This is a genomic window from Herbaspirillum sp. UBA812 (genome assembly GCF_002296545.1).
GTDB lineage: Bacteria > Pseudomonadota > Gammaproteobacteria > Burkholderiales > Burkholderiaceae_D > Herbaspirillum > Herbaspirillum huttiense.
Genome location: NZ_DBIC01000134.1, coordinates 1,292 through 14,976 on the forward strand (window position 1 = coordinate 1,292; position 13,685 = coordinate 14,976).

The 13,685-nt window shown below is 61.4% G+C and carries 19 protein-coding genes; 3 read left to right on the top strand and 16 right to left on the bottom strand.

Going from position 1 to position 13,685, the window contains the following annotated elements; all coding sequences use genetic code 11:
• The 11 genes from B3873_RS08385 to plsX all read right to left on the bottom strand — a co-directional run.
• Window positions 1-766, bottom strand: a 766-nt coding sequence (locus B3873_RS08385) for a trypsin-like peptidase domain-containing protein (protein ID WP_286865242.1), incomplete at its 3' end; no start/stop codon positions are given.
• A gap of 14 nt (window positions 767-780) precedes the next feature.
• Window positions 781-1,827: a MucB/RseB C-terminal domain-containing protein gene (locus B3873_RS08390; RefSeq protein ID WP_414651531.1), complete on the bottom strand. Its 1,047-nt coding sequence runs from the start codon at window positions 1,825-1,827 to the stop codon at window positions 781-783.
• Between the two features lies 1 nt (window position 1,828).
• Entirely contained in the window at window positions 1,829-2,521 is a 693-nt protein-coding gene (locus B3873_RS08395) for a sigma-E factor negative regulatory protein (RefSeq protein WP_209533163.1), read from the bottom strand.
• A gap of 76 nt (window positions 2,522-2,597) precedes the next feature.
• On the bottom strand, window positions 2,598-3,200 hold the full coding sequence (gene rpoE / locus B3873_RS08400; RefSeq protein WP_006463502.1) for an RNA polymerase sigma factor RpoE: 603 nt from the start codon (window positions 3,198-3,200) through the stop codon (window positions 2,598-2,600).
• Between the two features lie 91 nt (window positions 3,201-3,291).
• Window positions 3,292-3,789, bottom strand: coding sequence for a protein YgfX (locus tag B3873_RS08405; RefSeq protein WP_209533165.1), 498 nt, complete (start codon window positions 3,787-3,789; stop codon window positions 3,292-3,294).
• 88 nt (window positions 3,790-3,877) lie between these two features.
• Entirely contained in the window at window positions 3,878-5,119 is a 1,242-nt protein-coding gene (gene fabF, locus B3873_RS08410; protein WP_039786392.1) for a beta-ketoacyl-ACP synthase II, read from the bottom strand.
• Window positions 5,120-5,152: 33 nt separating this feature from the next.
• Window positions 5,153-5,392, bottom strand: a complete 240-nt coding sequence (gene acpP / locus B3873_RS08415) for an acyl carrier protein (protein ID WP_006463505.1) — start codon at window positions 5,390-5,392, stop codon at window positions 5,153-5,155.
• A 163-nt stretch (window positions 5,393-5,555) separates the two neighbouring features.
• A complete protein-coding gene (gene fabG / locus B3873_RS08420; RefSeq protein ID WP_039786396.1) occupies window positions 5,556-6,311 on the bottom strand; it encodes a 3-oxoacyl-ACP reductase FabG in 756 nt (251 codons plus the stop codon).
• The gene (gene fabD / locus B3873_RS08425; protein ID WP_121039526.1) at window positions 6,308-7,240 is read right to left on the bottom strand and encodes an ACP S-malonyltransferase; all 933 of its coding nucleotides are present in this window, start codon (window positions 7,238-7,240) and stop codon (window positions 6,308-6,310) included. Before fabD ends, fabG begins: the two co-directional genes overlap by 4 nt.
• A gap of 87 nt (window positions 7,241-7,327) precedes the next feature.
• Window positions 7,328-8,314, bottom strand: coding sequence for a beta-ketoacyl-ACP synthase III (locus B3873_RS08430; protein WP_134222092.1), 987 nt, complete (start codon window positions 8,312-8,314; stop codon window positions 7,328-7,330).
• A 17-nt stretch (window positions 8,315-8,331) separates the two neighbouring features.
• Window positions 8,332-9,429 (bottom strand): phosphate acyltransferase PlsX, encoded by a 1,098-nt coding sequence (gene plsX, locus B3873_RS08435; RefSeq protein ID WP_286865254.1) that lies wholly within the window; start codon window positions 9,427-9,429, stop codon window positions 8,332-8,334.
• On the opposite strand from plsX, the gene B3873_RS08440 reads away from it, so the two are divergent.
• Window positions 9,401-9,646 (top strand): hypothetical protein, encoded by a 246-nt coding sequence (locus B3873_RS08440; RefSeq protein WP_286865256.1) that lies wholly within the window; start codon window positions 9,401-9,403, stop codon window positions 9,644-9,646. The genes plsX and B3873_RS08440 overlap by 29 nt on opposite strands.
• 2 nt (window positions 9,647-9,648) lie before the next feature.
• Here the strand turns inward: B3873_RS08440 and rpmF are convergent, their stop codons facing one another.
• Window positions 9,649-9,831 carry a 50S ribosomal protein L32 gene (rpmF, locus tag B3873_RS08445; RefSeq protein WP_006463510.1) on the bottom strand — a complete coding sequence of 61 codons (183 nt, stop codon included), beginning with the start codon at window positions 9,829-9,831 and terminating at the stop codon, window positions 9,649-9,651.
• 113 nt (window positions 9,832-9,944) lie between these two features.
• The gene (locus tag B3873_RS08450) at window positions 9,945-10,475 is read right to left on the bottom strand and encodes a YceD family protein (RefSeq protein ID WP_286865265.1); all 531 of its coding nucleotides are present in this window, start codon (window positions 10,473-10,475) and stop codon (window positions 9,945-9,947) included.
• Between the two features lie 157 nt (window positions 10,476-10,632).
• Between B3873_RS08450 and B3873_RS08455 the strand changes: the two genes are divergently transcribed.
• A complete protein-coding gene (locus B3873_RS08455) occupies window positions 10,633-11,268 on the top strand; it encodes a Maf-like protein (RefSeq protein ID WP_039786612.1) in 636 nt (211 codons plus the stop codon).
• On the opposite strand, the gene B3873_RS08460 is transcribed toward B3873_RS08455, so the two are convergent.
• The 3 genes from B3873_RS08460 to B3873_RS08470 form a co-directional block, all read right to left on the bottom strand.
• Entirely contained in the window at window positions 11,262-11,480 is a 219-nt protein-coding gene (locus tag B3873_RS08460) for a DUF1289 domain-containing protein (protein ID WP_034331679.1), read from the bottom strand. The two genes, B3873_RS08455 and B3873_RS08460, sit on opposite strands and share 7 nt — an antisense overlap.
• A 379-nt stretch (window positions 11,481-11,859) precedes the next feature.
• Entirely contained in the window at window positions 11,860-11,988 is a 129-nt protein-coding gene (locus tag B3873_RS08465) for a hypothetical protein (protein WP_256497641.1), read from the bottom strand.
• Window positions 11,989-12,060: 72 nt separating this feature from the next.
• Window positions 12,061-13,275 carry an HPP family protein gene (locus B3873_RS08470; RefSeq protein WP_198516482.1) on the bottom strand — a complete coding sequence of 405 codons (1,215 nt, stop codon included), beginning with the start codon at window positions 13,273-13,275 and terminating at the stop codon, window positions 12,061-12,063.
• Between the two features lie 138 nt (window positions 13,276-13,413).
• Here B3873_RS08470 and B3873_RS08475 point away from each other — a divergent pair.
• Window positions 13,414-13,685, top strand: a 272-nt coding sequence (locus B3873_RS08475) for a MarR family transcriptional regulator (RefSeq protein WP_286865267.1), incomplete at its 3' end; no start/stop codon positions are given.

Sequence of the window (13,685 nt, forward strand, 5' to 3'; positions counted from 1 at the left end):
GGCTGTAGATCTGCGAGTTGATGCCGACCACTTCACCCTTGAGGTTGATCAGCGGACCACCCGAGTTGCCCGGGTTGACCGCCACGTCGGTCTGGATCAGCGGCAGATAGTCGCCAGTGTCACGCGCCTTGGCCGAAACGATGCCGGCAGTCACGGTATTCTCCAGGCCGAAGGGCGAGCCGATGGCCAGCACCCACTCACCGACACGGATCTTGTCGGAGTCGCCCATGTTCAGGCGCGGCAGGTTGCTGCCATCGATCTTGAGCACGGCCACGTCGGTGCGGGTATCCGAACCCACGATCCTGGCCTTGAATTCACGTTTGTCGGTCAGGGTCACGTAGACCTCGCTGGCCCCATCCACCACGTGCGCATTGGTCATGATGAAACCATCGGCCGAGATGATGAAGCCCGAGCCCACGCCACGCGGCACTTCTTCCTGCTGGCCCTGGCCACCCTGCTTGCCATTGCCGCGCGGGGTACCCGGCTGCTGCTGGCGCGGGATGGGAATACCGAAGAAGCGGCGGAAGAATTCCTGCATTTCCGGATCATCCATGCCGCCACCCTGCCCTTGGGCATTCTGGCGCACGCGCTCGGTAGTACGAATATTCACCACCGCCGGACCGGTGCGCTCGACGATGTCAGCGAAGTCAGGCAGGGCCGCCACCGCGGGCGAAGCCACGGGAGGCGCGGCCTGCACGGCCGGTGCTGCAGCAAAGACGGAAGCGGCCAGCAAAGCGCCAGCAAGGGTGTTCTTCATGGGAGTCATTGCAACGGTCTCTTTTATTTGGATTTCAGTTCAATGGAATTGGCTACCTGACGGATTGCAGCGGCGGGCACTTCTCCAACGACGGTCAGCCAGTAATCGCCCTGGCGTCGGCCCAGGATGTTCATGGCACCCTGCTGTATCGTACCCTCTTCCCGGCCCTGACTGCCCGGCTCGATGAACACCGAGATGGCCGCCAGCCCGTCGGAGAACACGATCTGCAAGACTTCGCGTTCAGCCGGACGGTTCTGGGCCGGTGCCGCGCCCGCTTCGCCACTATCGGAAATCACGCGACGCACCTGCTGGATCTTCCGGAAACCAGGCGGCGGCGTGATCTGCCAGGCCGACAGGTCAGCCGGCACCATGGCCGCCTTCTCGATGCGCCAACCGCGCGTGTCCTTGTAAGTGGGGCTGACCCGGGCGCGATCAATCCCCCCGATGTCGATCTGGGTAAACGCGATCTGCTCGATCACCTCGCCGCGGCCATCCAGCGTCTGCCCGCGCAACAGCAGGCCGGTAGCCTGGTCGGCGCAGAAACGGTAGCCGTAGCGCAGCTTGTCGCGCGGTACCAGCACGATGACCTGGCAGTTGCGGCCCGCCACCCGCTCATCGCCATCGGACTGCAGCCGGTAGAAGCGCGCCAGGTCCTCCGGGCGCGCATCGACGATGGCCGGGAAGGTGTCTCGCGTGACCCGCTTTTCCCGGCGCACGATGCGCTGGTCAGGGTCATAGCTGGCCACATCCTCGTTGTCGCGCACGAACTCGCGCGGCTTGCCATCGAGCAGCTCCAGCTTTTCCAGTTCACTCTTGCCGGCCACCACATGGGTGACCCGCGAGCTGCGCATCTGCGCGGCCTGCTGGTAGACGAAACTGCCTGAGTAATTGAGATGCTGGGCGGCAGATTGCATTTTTTGCAATTGCGCCAGCAATGCGGAAGAAGTGGTGGCTTCGCTGGCCGCAGTTGTAGAAACGCCATCCGCCGCTTGAGCGGATGGCGTCAAGGAGAATCCCAACAACGTGGCCAGCAAGCACAGTACGCCGTACAGACGCCCCGTCAGACGCATCTTACTTGTCTGCGTCCGAGGAGAAGGCTGCGGAACGGGTGTATTGCGCCGAACTGTAGGAAGGCGAGAAGCGCTGGTGAGCGAACAGGTAGTCGTCGATGCGCGGATCGCGCTTGACTTCACCCTGCTGGGCCAGCGAGCTCAGTTGATTCACGTTCTGCGGATTGCCGTTGGTGTCAGCAACGGTAGCAATGGCCGAAGGCACATTGACCGGAGCCGACGCCACCTGGGCCACCGGTGCAGCCATTTTGGCGTCCGCCGTCACCACCGCTTGCTGCGGCATGGCCACGAACACGGCGGCCACGGCAGCAGCAGCCGCTGCGGCGCTAGGCATCAGGAAACGCACCAGGCGGCCTGGACGGCTCGCGCGATGGTCGCCATTGGCAGCTGCCACAGCTTGCACCACCGGAGCAGCCGCGGCTGCCTTGACCGGCTCGGCCACTGCGGCCTGCGGGGCAACGATGGTCGGTTCGGCATCGAGCAGCGCGCTCATCTTGGCCGAGAAGCCAGCGCTCAGGGAGACATCCATCTCCTCCGAACGCAGCACCTCGCCGATGCGATGGTAATCCTCCCACGCGTCCTGGGCGTCCTTGGAAGAACGCAGGGCCGCGAAGGCAAGGGTCATTTCTTCAGTGCTCAGCTCACCATCGGCGAGGGCTGAGATCTGTTCTTTGGTCGTTACTTTGGTATCCATGTGCAGTCACCCGGCAAATATCTTAGTTCCATACCCGCTTTATTATTTTCTTTTTAACAACAGGCTTGTGGCCTCATTACCAGCGCTTGTCCGCTGCCGTATCCAGCAATGGACGCAGCTTCTCGGCAATAGCTTCCCGGGCGCGGAAAATACGGCTGCGCACGGTGCCGATCGGACAATTCATCGCATCTGCAATCTCGTCGTAGCTCAACCCCTCGATCTCGCGCAACGTGATGGCAGTACGTAATTCTTCCGGCAATGCCTCCATCGCCACGTTGACCGTCTGAGCAATCTGCTTGGTGGCCAACATCGACTCTGGAGTGTTGATGTCCCTCAGATGGTCTGCATCGTCAAAAGTTTCAGCTTCTTCTGCATCTGCTTCTGTCGAAGTTGGCGCCCTGCGCCCCATGGTGACCAAATAGTTCTTGGCAGTGTTGATGCCGATGCGGTAAAGCCAGGTATAGAAGGCCGAATCGCCGCGGAATTGCGGCAGCGCGCGATAAGCCTTGATGAAGGCTTCCTGCACCACGTCTTCGGCTTCGGCCTGGTCACGCACCAGGCGTGACACCAGGCGCATCAGCTTGCGTTGATACTTGACTACCAATAGCTCGAACGCCTTCTTGTCGCCACGCTGGACGCGCTCAACAAGCTGTTGGTCTATTTCGCGTTCTGTCGTCAAACCGGATTCCTTGTTTTTTATGGCCGTGTTGTTTTATCGTCATTGCCTTTGGCAGATGCTTCCAGCTCGGCAATTTTCAAGCCCGACGGCCTCATTTTTCCAGCAGTCTTGCCTTGGCCGTATTGTGACTGATCAGCCAGCGGCACGCCACGGAAAGTGCACGGAATGTATCTTCAGAGACGGAATCCGTGAGGATGGGGATGGTACGTGTCTTGCCGTTTTCCAGCCGCAGGCGCAGGAACAGCATGCCCGGCCAGATGGTGCTGCCGGCCAGCAACTGGGCCAGTCCGGCCTTCATCACCTGCGGCTTGGCGCGCGCCGAGGGCAGCAAGTGTTCCACCACGCGGATCTGCCCGGTGCCGGAAATGTGCAACCAAATGACTTTGCGATCACGCAACACCAGCACCAGGGCCAGTGCGGCAGCGAGGATGCAGGCCATGGCCAGCGCGATGCGCGCCACCCAGGACAGCGAACCCGGCATCCCGAACGCCAGCACCACGCCCGTCAGGGCCACGCACAGGCAAGCGAAAGCCGTCACCAGCAGCAACAAGCGGGAAGGTTTGATATCTGCGGAAACGGCGATCGACATGAGATACCCGGAAGCAAGGCGCACCCGCAACAACGGGCAGCATAAAAACGACAAACCCGGCTTCGGTAAGGAAGCCGGGTCTTGCATTTTACATCTTGCCGATGACCAGGGTACCGTTGGTGCCGCCGAACCCGAAGGAGTTCTTCACGGCAATATCGATCTTCATGTCCCGCGCCTGGTTGGCGCAGTAATCCAGATCGCACTCCGGATCCTGGTTGAAGATGTTCATCGTCGGCGGCGACACCTGATTGTGCACTGCCAGCACGGTCAACACCGTTTCCAGGCCACCGGCACCACCCAGAAGGTGACCGGTCATGGATTTGGTCGAATTGACAACCATCTTGTAAGCATGGTCGCCGAATGCGGCCTTGATCGCGTCGGATTCGTTCTTGTCGCCCAGGGGGGTCGACGTACCGTGCGCGTTCAGGTACTGCACTTCATCCGGATTGACGCCGGCATCGCGCAGTGCATTGAGCACGCAGCGGCGCGGACCATCCAGGTTGGGCGCAGTCATGTGGTAGGCATCGCCGCTCATGCCGAAGCCGAGCAGTTCTGCATAGATCTTGGCGCCACGGGCCTTGGCGTGTTCGTACTCTTCGAGCACCATCACGCCGGCACCCTCGCCCAGCACGAAGCCGTCACGATCCTTGTCCCAGGGGCGGGACGCAGTCGCGGGATCGTCGTTGCGGGTCGACAGTGCGCGCGCCGAAGCGAAGCCACCGATACCCAGCGGCGAAACGCTGGATTCAGCGCCGCCGGCCACCATCACGTCTGCATCGCCGTACATGATCATGCGTGCGGCAGAGCCGATGCAATGCAGGCCGGTGGTGCAGGCGGTGACAATCGCCAGGTTGGGGCCCTTCAGACCGAACTTGATGGACAAGTTGCCCGAGATCATGTTGATGATCGAGGCCGGAATGAAGAAGGGGCTGATGCGGCGCGGACCACGGTTGGTCAGTTCGGCGTGGGTTTCTTCGATCAGCGGCAAGCCGCCGATGCCCGAACCGATCATGACGCCAATACGCTCGGCATTCTCATCCGTAACCGTCAATCCACTGTCCTGGATGGCCTGGATACCGGCGGCCATGCCGAAGTGGATGAAGGTATCCATATGACGCGCTTCCTTGGCGGGGATGTAATCCTCGATATTGAAGCCCTTGACTTCACCGGCGAAGTGCGTGGTGAAAGGGGTTGCGTCGAACTTGGTGACGGTAGCGATGCCGGACTTGCCTTCCTTGATGGCACTCCACGTATCGGCGACGTTGTTGCCGACAGGCGAGATGCATCCCAGGCCGGTTATGACTACACGACGTTCACGAGTGCGGCTCAAGCAATTCTCCTGAAACTTTGACCAAAGCCCTTATCAGGCCTTGACTTGCGACTTTGCGTAGTCGATCGCCTGTTGCACGGTGGTGATCTTTTCAGCTTGTTCGTCGGGGATTTCCATTTCGAACTCATCTTCCAGTGCCATGACCAGCTCGACGGTGTCCAGCGAGTCGGCGCCCAGGTCGTCCACGAACGACGATTCGTTCTTGATGTCGGCTTCGGCGACGCCCAGTTGCTCAGCGACGATCTTCTTCACGCGTTGTTCGATATCGGACATAGTGTTCCTCCAGAGGGATGATAGGTTACAAAAGTGCGCGCATTTTAGCAGGTTTGCGCGCGGAAAATTTACTTTTAACTATTCCTGGCAAGATTGTGCCAAGTCCAGCTTAACTGCAAACAAAAGTCGTCAAAAGGACTTGAATCAAGCCCCCAAGACTTACTTAACCCATGTACATGCCGCCATTGACATTGAGCGTCGTACCGGTGATGTAGGCCGCTTGCGGCGAGGCCAGGAAGGCCACCGCATAGGCGATCTCCTCGGCCGCACCCAGGCGTCCCAGCGGGATCTGCTGCAGGATGGCAGCGGACTGCTGTTCGTTCAGCGCCTTGGTCATGTCGGTATCGATGAAGCCTGGCGCAACGCAATTGACGGTGATGTTGCGGCTGCCGATCTCACGCGCCAGCGCACGGCTCATGCCGGCCACGCCAGCCTTGGCGGCGGCATAGTTCATCTGGCCGGGATTGCCGGCCTCGCCCACCACGGAAGTGATGCTGATGATGCGGCCGCTACGGGCCTTCATCATGCCGCGCAGCACGGCGCGCGAAAGGCGGCCGACGGCGGTGAGGTTGGTGGCGATGACGCTGTCCCACTCCTCGTCCTTCATGCGCATGGCCAGTTGGTCCTGGGTGATGCCGGCATTGTTGACCAGGATGGAGAGCGCACCGAATTCCTTCTGCACCTGCTCCACCAGCGCCACGCTGGCTTCGGCATCATTGACATTGAGCACCGCACCACGGCCGGCTTCCGGACCCAGCGCCGCCAGGTATTCGGTGATGGCGGCAGCGCCCGACTCCGAGGTCGCCGTACCGACCACCTTGGCACCCTGGCGGGCCAGTTCGGTGGCGATGGCACGGCCGATGCCGCGCGAAGCGCCGGTCACCAGGGCGACCTGGCCTTGCAGATTCAATGCACTCATTTCAGCAACTCCAATACTTTGTTCAGGGATTCCTGGTCGACGATGGCTTCACCCACCAGGTCACCATTGATGCGCTTGGTCAGGCCGGTCAACACCTTGCCCGGACCGCACTCGATCAGGTGCGTGACGCCGTCGGCGCCCATCTTCTGCACCGTCTCGACCCAGCGCACCGGCGCAGCCGCCTGGCGCACCAGGGCATCCTTGATGGCAGCCGGATCGTTGACCACGGCCACATCGACGTTGTTGATCAGCGGGATCTGCGGCGCGGCGAAGGCGACGTTGGCCAGATAGGCTTGCAGGCGATCCGAAGCCGGCTTGAGCAGCGAGGAGTGGAACGGCGCCGACACCGGCAGCGGCAGCGCGCGCTTGGCACCCTTGGCCTTGGCGATGTCGCAGGCACGGCCGACAGCGGCCTTGTGGCCGGCGATCACGACTTGTGCGGGGGCATTGAAGTTGACGGCCTCGACCACTTCGCCTTGCGCCGCTTCGGCGCAGGCAGCACGCACGTCTTCATCAGACAGGCCGAGAATGGCGGCCATGCCACCCTGCCCGACCGGCACGGCTTCCTGCATGGCTTGCGCGCGGAAGCGCACCAGCGGTACCGCATCCTTGAAGGCGATCACGCCGGCGGCGACCAGTGCCGAATATTCGCCCAGGCTGTGGCCGGCGACCAGCGCCGGTGCCTTGCCGCCTGCAGCCAGCCAGGCGCGATAGAAGGCCACGGCAGCCGTCAGCATGACGGGCTGGGTGTTGGTGGTCAGGTCCAGGTCTTCCTTGGGACCTTCAGCGATGAGCTTGCCCAGGTCGAACTGCAGGGCATCGGAAGCTTCTGCGACGGTCTGGCGGACGACTTCATTGTCGGCGAAGCCATTGAGCATCCCGATGGCCTGCGAACCCTGGCCCGGGAAGACGAAAGCGAATGTTGTCATGCTTGGAGGTAGATAATTTGGATGAAAATGCAGGAAATCGAAGAGATCAGTGAACGAAAGGACTGCCGCAGCAGCCCCCTGCCCGCTTTACATGCGCGCCAGCACGGCGCCCCAGGTGAAGCCACCGCCGACGCCTTCCATCATGACGGTATGACCCGGCCGGATGCGGCCATCGCGCACCGCCTGGTCCAGCGCCAAGGGAATCGAAGCTGCGGAAGTATTTCCGTGCTCGGCCACCGTGACGACCATCTTTTCCAGCGGCAGACCCATCTTCTTGGCCGTGCCCTGCATGATGCGGATATTGGCCTGGTGCGGCACCAGCCAATCCACCTCGGTGGATTGCATCTTGGCCGCTTCCAGCGCTTCGCGCGCCACCTTGTCCAGCAAGGAAACGGCCAGTTTGAAGACGGCCGGGCCATCCATGTAAAGGTAGGCGCTGCCGGCGACGGCACCGTTGTCGATGCTGCCCGGCACGCAGAGGATGTGACCGTGGCTGCCATCGGCATGCAGCTTGGTCGCCAGCACGCCCGGCTCCTGCGAGGCACTCATGATGACCGCGCCGGCACCATCGCCGAAGAGCACACAGGTGGTGCGATCCTTGAAATCCAGAATGCGCGAGAACACTTCGGCACCAATGACCAGAACGTTCTTGTGGGCACCGGATTTGATGAAGCTGTCCGCCACCGACATGGCGTAGACAAAGCCGCTGCAGACGGCCTGCACATCCATGGCCGGCGCGCCATTGGTGATGCCCAGCTTGCGCTGGACCACACAGGCGGTGCTGGGGAAGCCACCCAGGTGATCCGGGGTGGAGGTGGCCATGATGATCAGGTCGATGTCATTGGCCTGCATGCCCGCCGCTTCCAGGGCGCGCTGCGCCGCCTGCAGGGCGAGATCACTGGAAAGCTGGCCCGGCTCGGCATAGTGGCGCGCGGAGATGCCGCTGCGCGTGACGATCCATTCGTCCGAGGTCTCGATGCCCTGCTCGGCCAGTTGCGCGGCCAGCTCATGGTTGGTGACGCGCTTGGCCGGCAGGTAGCTGCCGGTGCCGACGATTTTGCTGTAAGTGGTCATGCCGTCTTCTTGCTCTGTTAGTTCAGTTGATCCAGCGAGACCGGTGCCGGCTCGAAAGCCTTGGCAACGGCCTCGGCCGTGCGCCCCTGCTCCTGGGGCATCAGCTCCGCCATGCTGGCGGCAATACGGGCGAGCACATCATACTTGGCCGCATCATACGCGCGGCGGATGGCCCATTCGAACGCATACACATCGGCCCCGCCGTGGCTCTTGAAGACCAGGCCCTTCAGGCCCAGCAAGCTGGCGCCATTGTAGCGGGAAGGATTGAGGCGGCGCGACAGCGCCTTGATGGCACCATAGGCGATCAGGGCACCGAGCTTGTTGATGATGCCCTTCTTGAATTCGCTGGTGAGCACCTGCTTGACGAAGCGCCCCAGGCCTTCGGAGGCCTTCAGGGTCACGTTGCCCACGAAACCGTCGCACACCACCAGGTCGGTCGTGCCTTCGAAGATGTCGTTGCCTTCCACGTTGCCGTAGAAATTGAGGATACCCTTCTCATGGTCGCCCCGCAGCAGGGCGGCGGTCGCCTTGACCAGCTCGTTGCCCTTCATGTCCTCTTCACCCACGTTCAACAGGCCCACGGTCGGCTTGGCCTTGCCTTCCATGACCGCGACCAGGGCCGAGCCCATGAGTGCAAATTGATGTAAATGCTGTGGCTCGCAGTCGACGTTGGCGCCGAGGTCGAGCATGTAGGTGGGGCCATCCTTCTGGTTCGGGAGGATGGTGCAGATGGCCGGACGATCCACGCCCGGCAGGGTCTTCAGCACATAGCGCGAGACCGCCATGAGCGCGCCCGTATTGCCGGCCGAGACGGCGGCGTGGGCCTGCCCATCCTTGACCAGGGTCACGGCCACGCGCAGGGAAGAATCCTTCTTGCGACGCAGGGCGACCTCGATCGGGTCGTCCATGGTCACCACTTCGGAGGCATTGTGGATGCGGATGCGGGCTTCGCCGGCCAGCTTGTATTTCTTCAGCAGCGGCTGCAGCACGGCTTCCTGGCCGACCAGGATCAGCTCTGCATCAGGTTGGCGCTTGAGGAAGGAGGCAGCGGCCGGGAGCGTGACTGACGGGCCATGATCGCCACCCATGCAGTCGATTGAAATTTTGATGGTCATCGATTTGATTCAAAGCCTTGCCAGCCCACATTATGAGGCAGATTGCAAAGCCTTCAAAATGGCACACTCGGACAGCGCACCAGATGAAGCTTCACGCAAGCAGGCAGGCAGGTCCGCTACGGATGTCGCGGACATAAAAAAGCGGCGCAAAATGAACCTCCTGAAACAGAAGCTCATTGCGCCGCTTTTCTCCAAAAACAGCAAGCTCAATGAATGAGATTACTCGTCGTTCTTGGTCTTCAGCACCTTGCGACCACGGTAGAAACCGTTGGGGCTGATGTGGTGACGCAGGTGGGTTTCACCAGTCGTCGGCTCCACAGCCAGCGGGGGTGCAGTCAGAAAGTCGTGTGCACGATGCATACCGCGCTTGGACGGGGTCTTTTTGTTCTGTTGAACGGCCATGATTACTCCTAAACCTTACTTAAGATTGAAAATTTTAACACATCGGATCGGTGTTTCTCCAACCCCGCTGTGCCGCTGCCCGGCCTTTGCCAGACATTCCCCAACAATACTTGTTACTGCTTCAACTTCTTCAGTACCTCAAACGGGGAAGCCCGTTCAGCACCTTTGGCCTCGGCCGCCACGCTACCGTCAGGACAGACGTCATGCTTGGGTGCCACCGGCAGGGCCAGCAGCGCATCGTCCTCAATCAGGTAGTTCACGTCGAAGGCTGCCGAACCGACAATGACATCGATCTCGTCATCATCCAGCAGTTCCTCGATGGTGTCGGCTTGCGCCTCATCTTTTGCCAATACCAGCAGCGACTTCGAATCAATCTCGAAATTCAATGCCGTCAGGCAACGCTGACAGATCAGATTAACTGCACCCGACACTGCCAGACTGAGTTGAGCATGTCCCAGCTTGTCGATATCGCCGGACAGAGCCCAGTGAATCATGCCGGAACGGTCAACCGTCTCTTGCGCCAGACGACCTAATTCAGCAACCGGAATCTCACCCTGCGCCTGCTGTTTCAGCCTGCAGAATTCGAACGCGTCGATAACAAATGCATTCATAGCCAAAGCAGAATCCGGAAAACCTGCGATCATAACAGAAAATTTCCTTACCAGTCAAAGCCTTAGCGCCTTGCTTGCGAAATTCTCGCGAAAAATGGCTTCATCTGAGAAAGCGCTCTCACTTTTGTGGCGAATTTCCGCCAAAATCCGGGTTTTATTGTTTCAGCACGGCGCGTGGCGCGCCTTCACCATGACACAACACCGCACCGATTCCACCCTGCCCCGCCTGATCCTGGGCTCCAGTTCCGTCTATCGCAAGGAATTGCTGGGCCGCCTCGGCCTGCCTTTCGAGACCATGGCCCCCGACATCGACGAAACCCCGCAGCCCGGCGAAAACCCGGAGGCCACGGCCTTGCGACTGGCGCGCGAGAAGGCCGCCGCCATTGCCGTCCGGGTCGGTCCGGCCCTGGTGATCGGCTCGGACCAGGTCGCCACGCTGGACGGCCTGCAGATCGGCAAACCCGGCAATCACGCCAATGCCTTGAAGCAATTGCAGCTGATGCGCGGACGCGAAGTGATCTTCCATACAGCGCTGTGCCTGTGGGATGGCCGCCAAGCCGATGCCGCCGCTGCGCAAGTCTGCAATGTACAGACCGTGGTGCGCTTCCGCGACCTCGAAGATGCCGAACTCGATGCCTACCTGCGTATCGAGCAGCCCTACGACTGTGCTGGCAGCGCCAAGAACGAGGGCCTGGGCATCGCCATCCTGGAGAGCATTCGCAGCGACGATCCCACCGCCCTCACCGGCCTGCCGCTGATCGCTTTGACCGGCATGCTGCGCCGGGCCGGCGTTCCATTCTTCACCGCCGGCCGCGCGGCTCAGTAATTACGGCGCGGATAGCCTTCGGCCAGGATGCGCTGCCACACCACTTCGCGCTGATCCTTGTCCATGAAGACCCATTGCGCCACTTCATCGACGGTACGGCCGCAGCCGCGGCAGACATCGTCAAAGGTGGTGGAGCACACGGCCACGCAAGGCGTGTCGGGGCGCTCGGGTGCGGACGGAACGGCGGACTGCGAAGAAGAGCTGGAAGACATTGAGTGAATCTGAATGAGGAAAGTGAAGCATTGCGCAAGCGGCCCGCCCGGATCCCAACGGCATACGGACAAAAACCTTCACTTGGCCAACAACGCGATACTTCGCATCTTACCAAGAACCGACGGCAAGCTCTCCCTGCTGATCGAAGGGATATGAAGAGTTCATCACCCCCGAACCAAACCGACAGGCAAAAAAAAGCCCGCGACCAAGAGGTGCGGGCTTGAATCCAATTTCTTAAGGAGATTGGAGGAGACAGGTGCAACTATAGCGATGCACCCCGGCCGAGTCTGCTTTATTGTGGCAATAGCAGATATTCACATTCTTCATATCTGCCGTCAGAACCGCGCCACAACAAGCATCCGCCGCACCATCCGGCGCTCACCCCATCCGCAAATCACCCTGCACCGCCGACGTCATCGGCTTTGGCGGATTGCCGCCCTTGCGGTCACAGGCTTGCAATGACAATAACAGAGCGATCCCCAGCAAAATCAGCGCATTCGTTCTCATCACAGTCTCCCGGAATGAATTCCCTTGCAAAGAATGCCACCTTCCGCCCGCCCTACCCGTCTGTCAAGCCGATCAGGCGGCGCTACGCAGGCTGCTCACCGCGCCGGTGGCGGCTACCGCACGGGCGGCCACCAGGTTCTTCTCATAGAGGGCCGCAATCATATCCGACTGCGTCAGCATGCCGACCAGCTTGCCATCGGCCTGCACCACCGGAATCTGGTGCAAGCCATCGGCCATGCGCGGCACCAGTTCCAGCACCGGCGTATCGACCTGGGCGGTGATGACCGGGCGGCTCATGATCTGGCCGACCACTTCCGGCTTGTCCGAATGCGTGAACGGCACCCGGTGCAGCAGGCGGCGCAGCTGCGCGGCCAGGCCCGTATGCACTTCCACGCCGGCATGCTCCAGAAAATCCGTACGGCTGACGATGCCGATGACATGCCGCCCGCGATCGAGCACCGGCAAGGCCCGCAATTGGTGCTCCTGCAGCAGGCGCCAGGCCTCGTCCAGGCCGGTGGCGAATTCCACCGCGACCACATCACGCGACATTACGGCGGCGCACAGGGTCTGGCCGAAGCGGCGGTGATAGGCCCGCATTTCGGTTTGCAGGAAGATCTCTTCGAGATCGTCGCGGCCGATGTCGAGCACCTGGTTGAAATCCTTCAGGACTGCGTCCAGATCTTCATGCGAGAACCCCAGCCGCGTGATCGGCAATTCATCCCGGGTCTGGTGCGGATGGGGTGCGGCGCTGTGCTGGGCATGCGGGTAGCGGCGTCCGGTGGCGTTGTTGTAGAACAGGGCGGCCGCCAGCAGCAGCGCCGAGTTGAGCAGCACCGGCGAAAGCACGAAGGCATAGCCCATGTCATGCACCACCGGCCCGCCCAGCACCGCCGTCAAGGCCACCGCCCCGCTGGGCGGGTGAATGCAGCGCAGCAGGAACATGCCACCAATGGCCAGCGCGATGGCCAGCGCTGCCGCCAGGGCCGGCTCCTGCACCAGCTTCGCGCAGCTCACCCCGATGAGCGCCGCGCAGAGGTTGCCGCCCAGAATGGACCAGGGCTGGGCCAGCGGACTGGACGGCACCGCAAACAGCAACACGGCGGACGCCCCCATGGGGGCGATCAACCAGATGGTGCGAGCCTCATGCGGCAGCAGCGCATAGCTGGTCAGGCCGACCAGCAGGATGCCGAACAGACTGCCGGCGCAAGCGCGCATGCGCTCGAAGCGATCGACATTGGTCTTGGCAGGAATAAAACTTTTCAACCACAGCAAGATAGAATCGGGCATATCCCTTCCGTGACGACGGGTCTTCAACAAGGCACGCGGCGTGACAGCGCCCGCGCCAAAGCCACAATTACATCACAAGATGATATATATGTCCCGTTTGCCCCTCTCCCTTTTACTTCACAGCGAAGGTGCTTGCCGATGAATGCCGCACCCCGCCTGCAAAAAGACGATTTCGAAGCCCTGTCGGAATTTCGCTACCAGCTGCGCCGTTTCCTGCGCTTTTCGGAAGATGCCGCCCAGAGCGAAGGCCTGACGCCCCTGCAATACCTGCTCATGCTGCACATCAAGGGCTATCCCGGCCGCGAGTGGGCCAGCATCAGCGAGCTGGCCGAGCGCCTGCAAGCCCAGCACCACGGCGTCGTGGCCCTGGTCACGCGCTGCGTGAAAGCCGGCCTGGTCACGCGCACCCC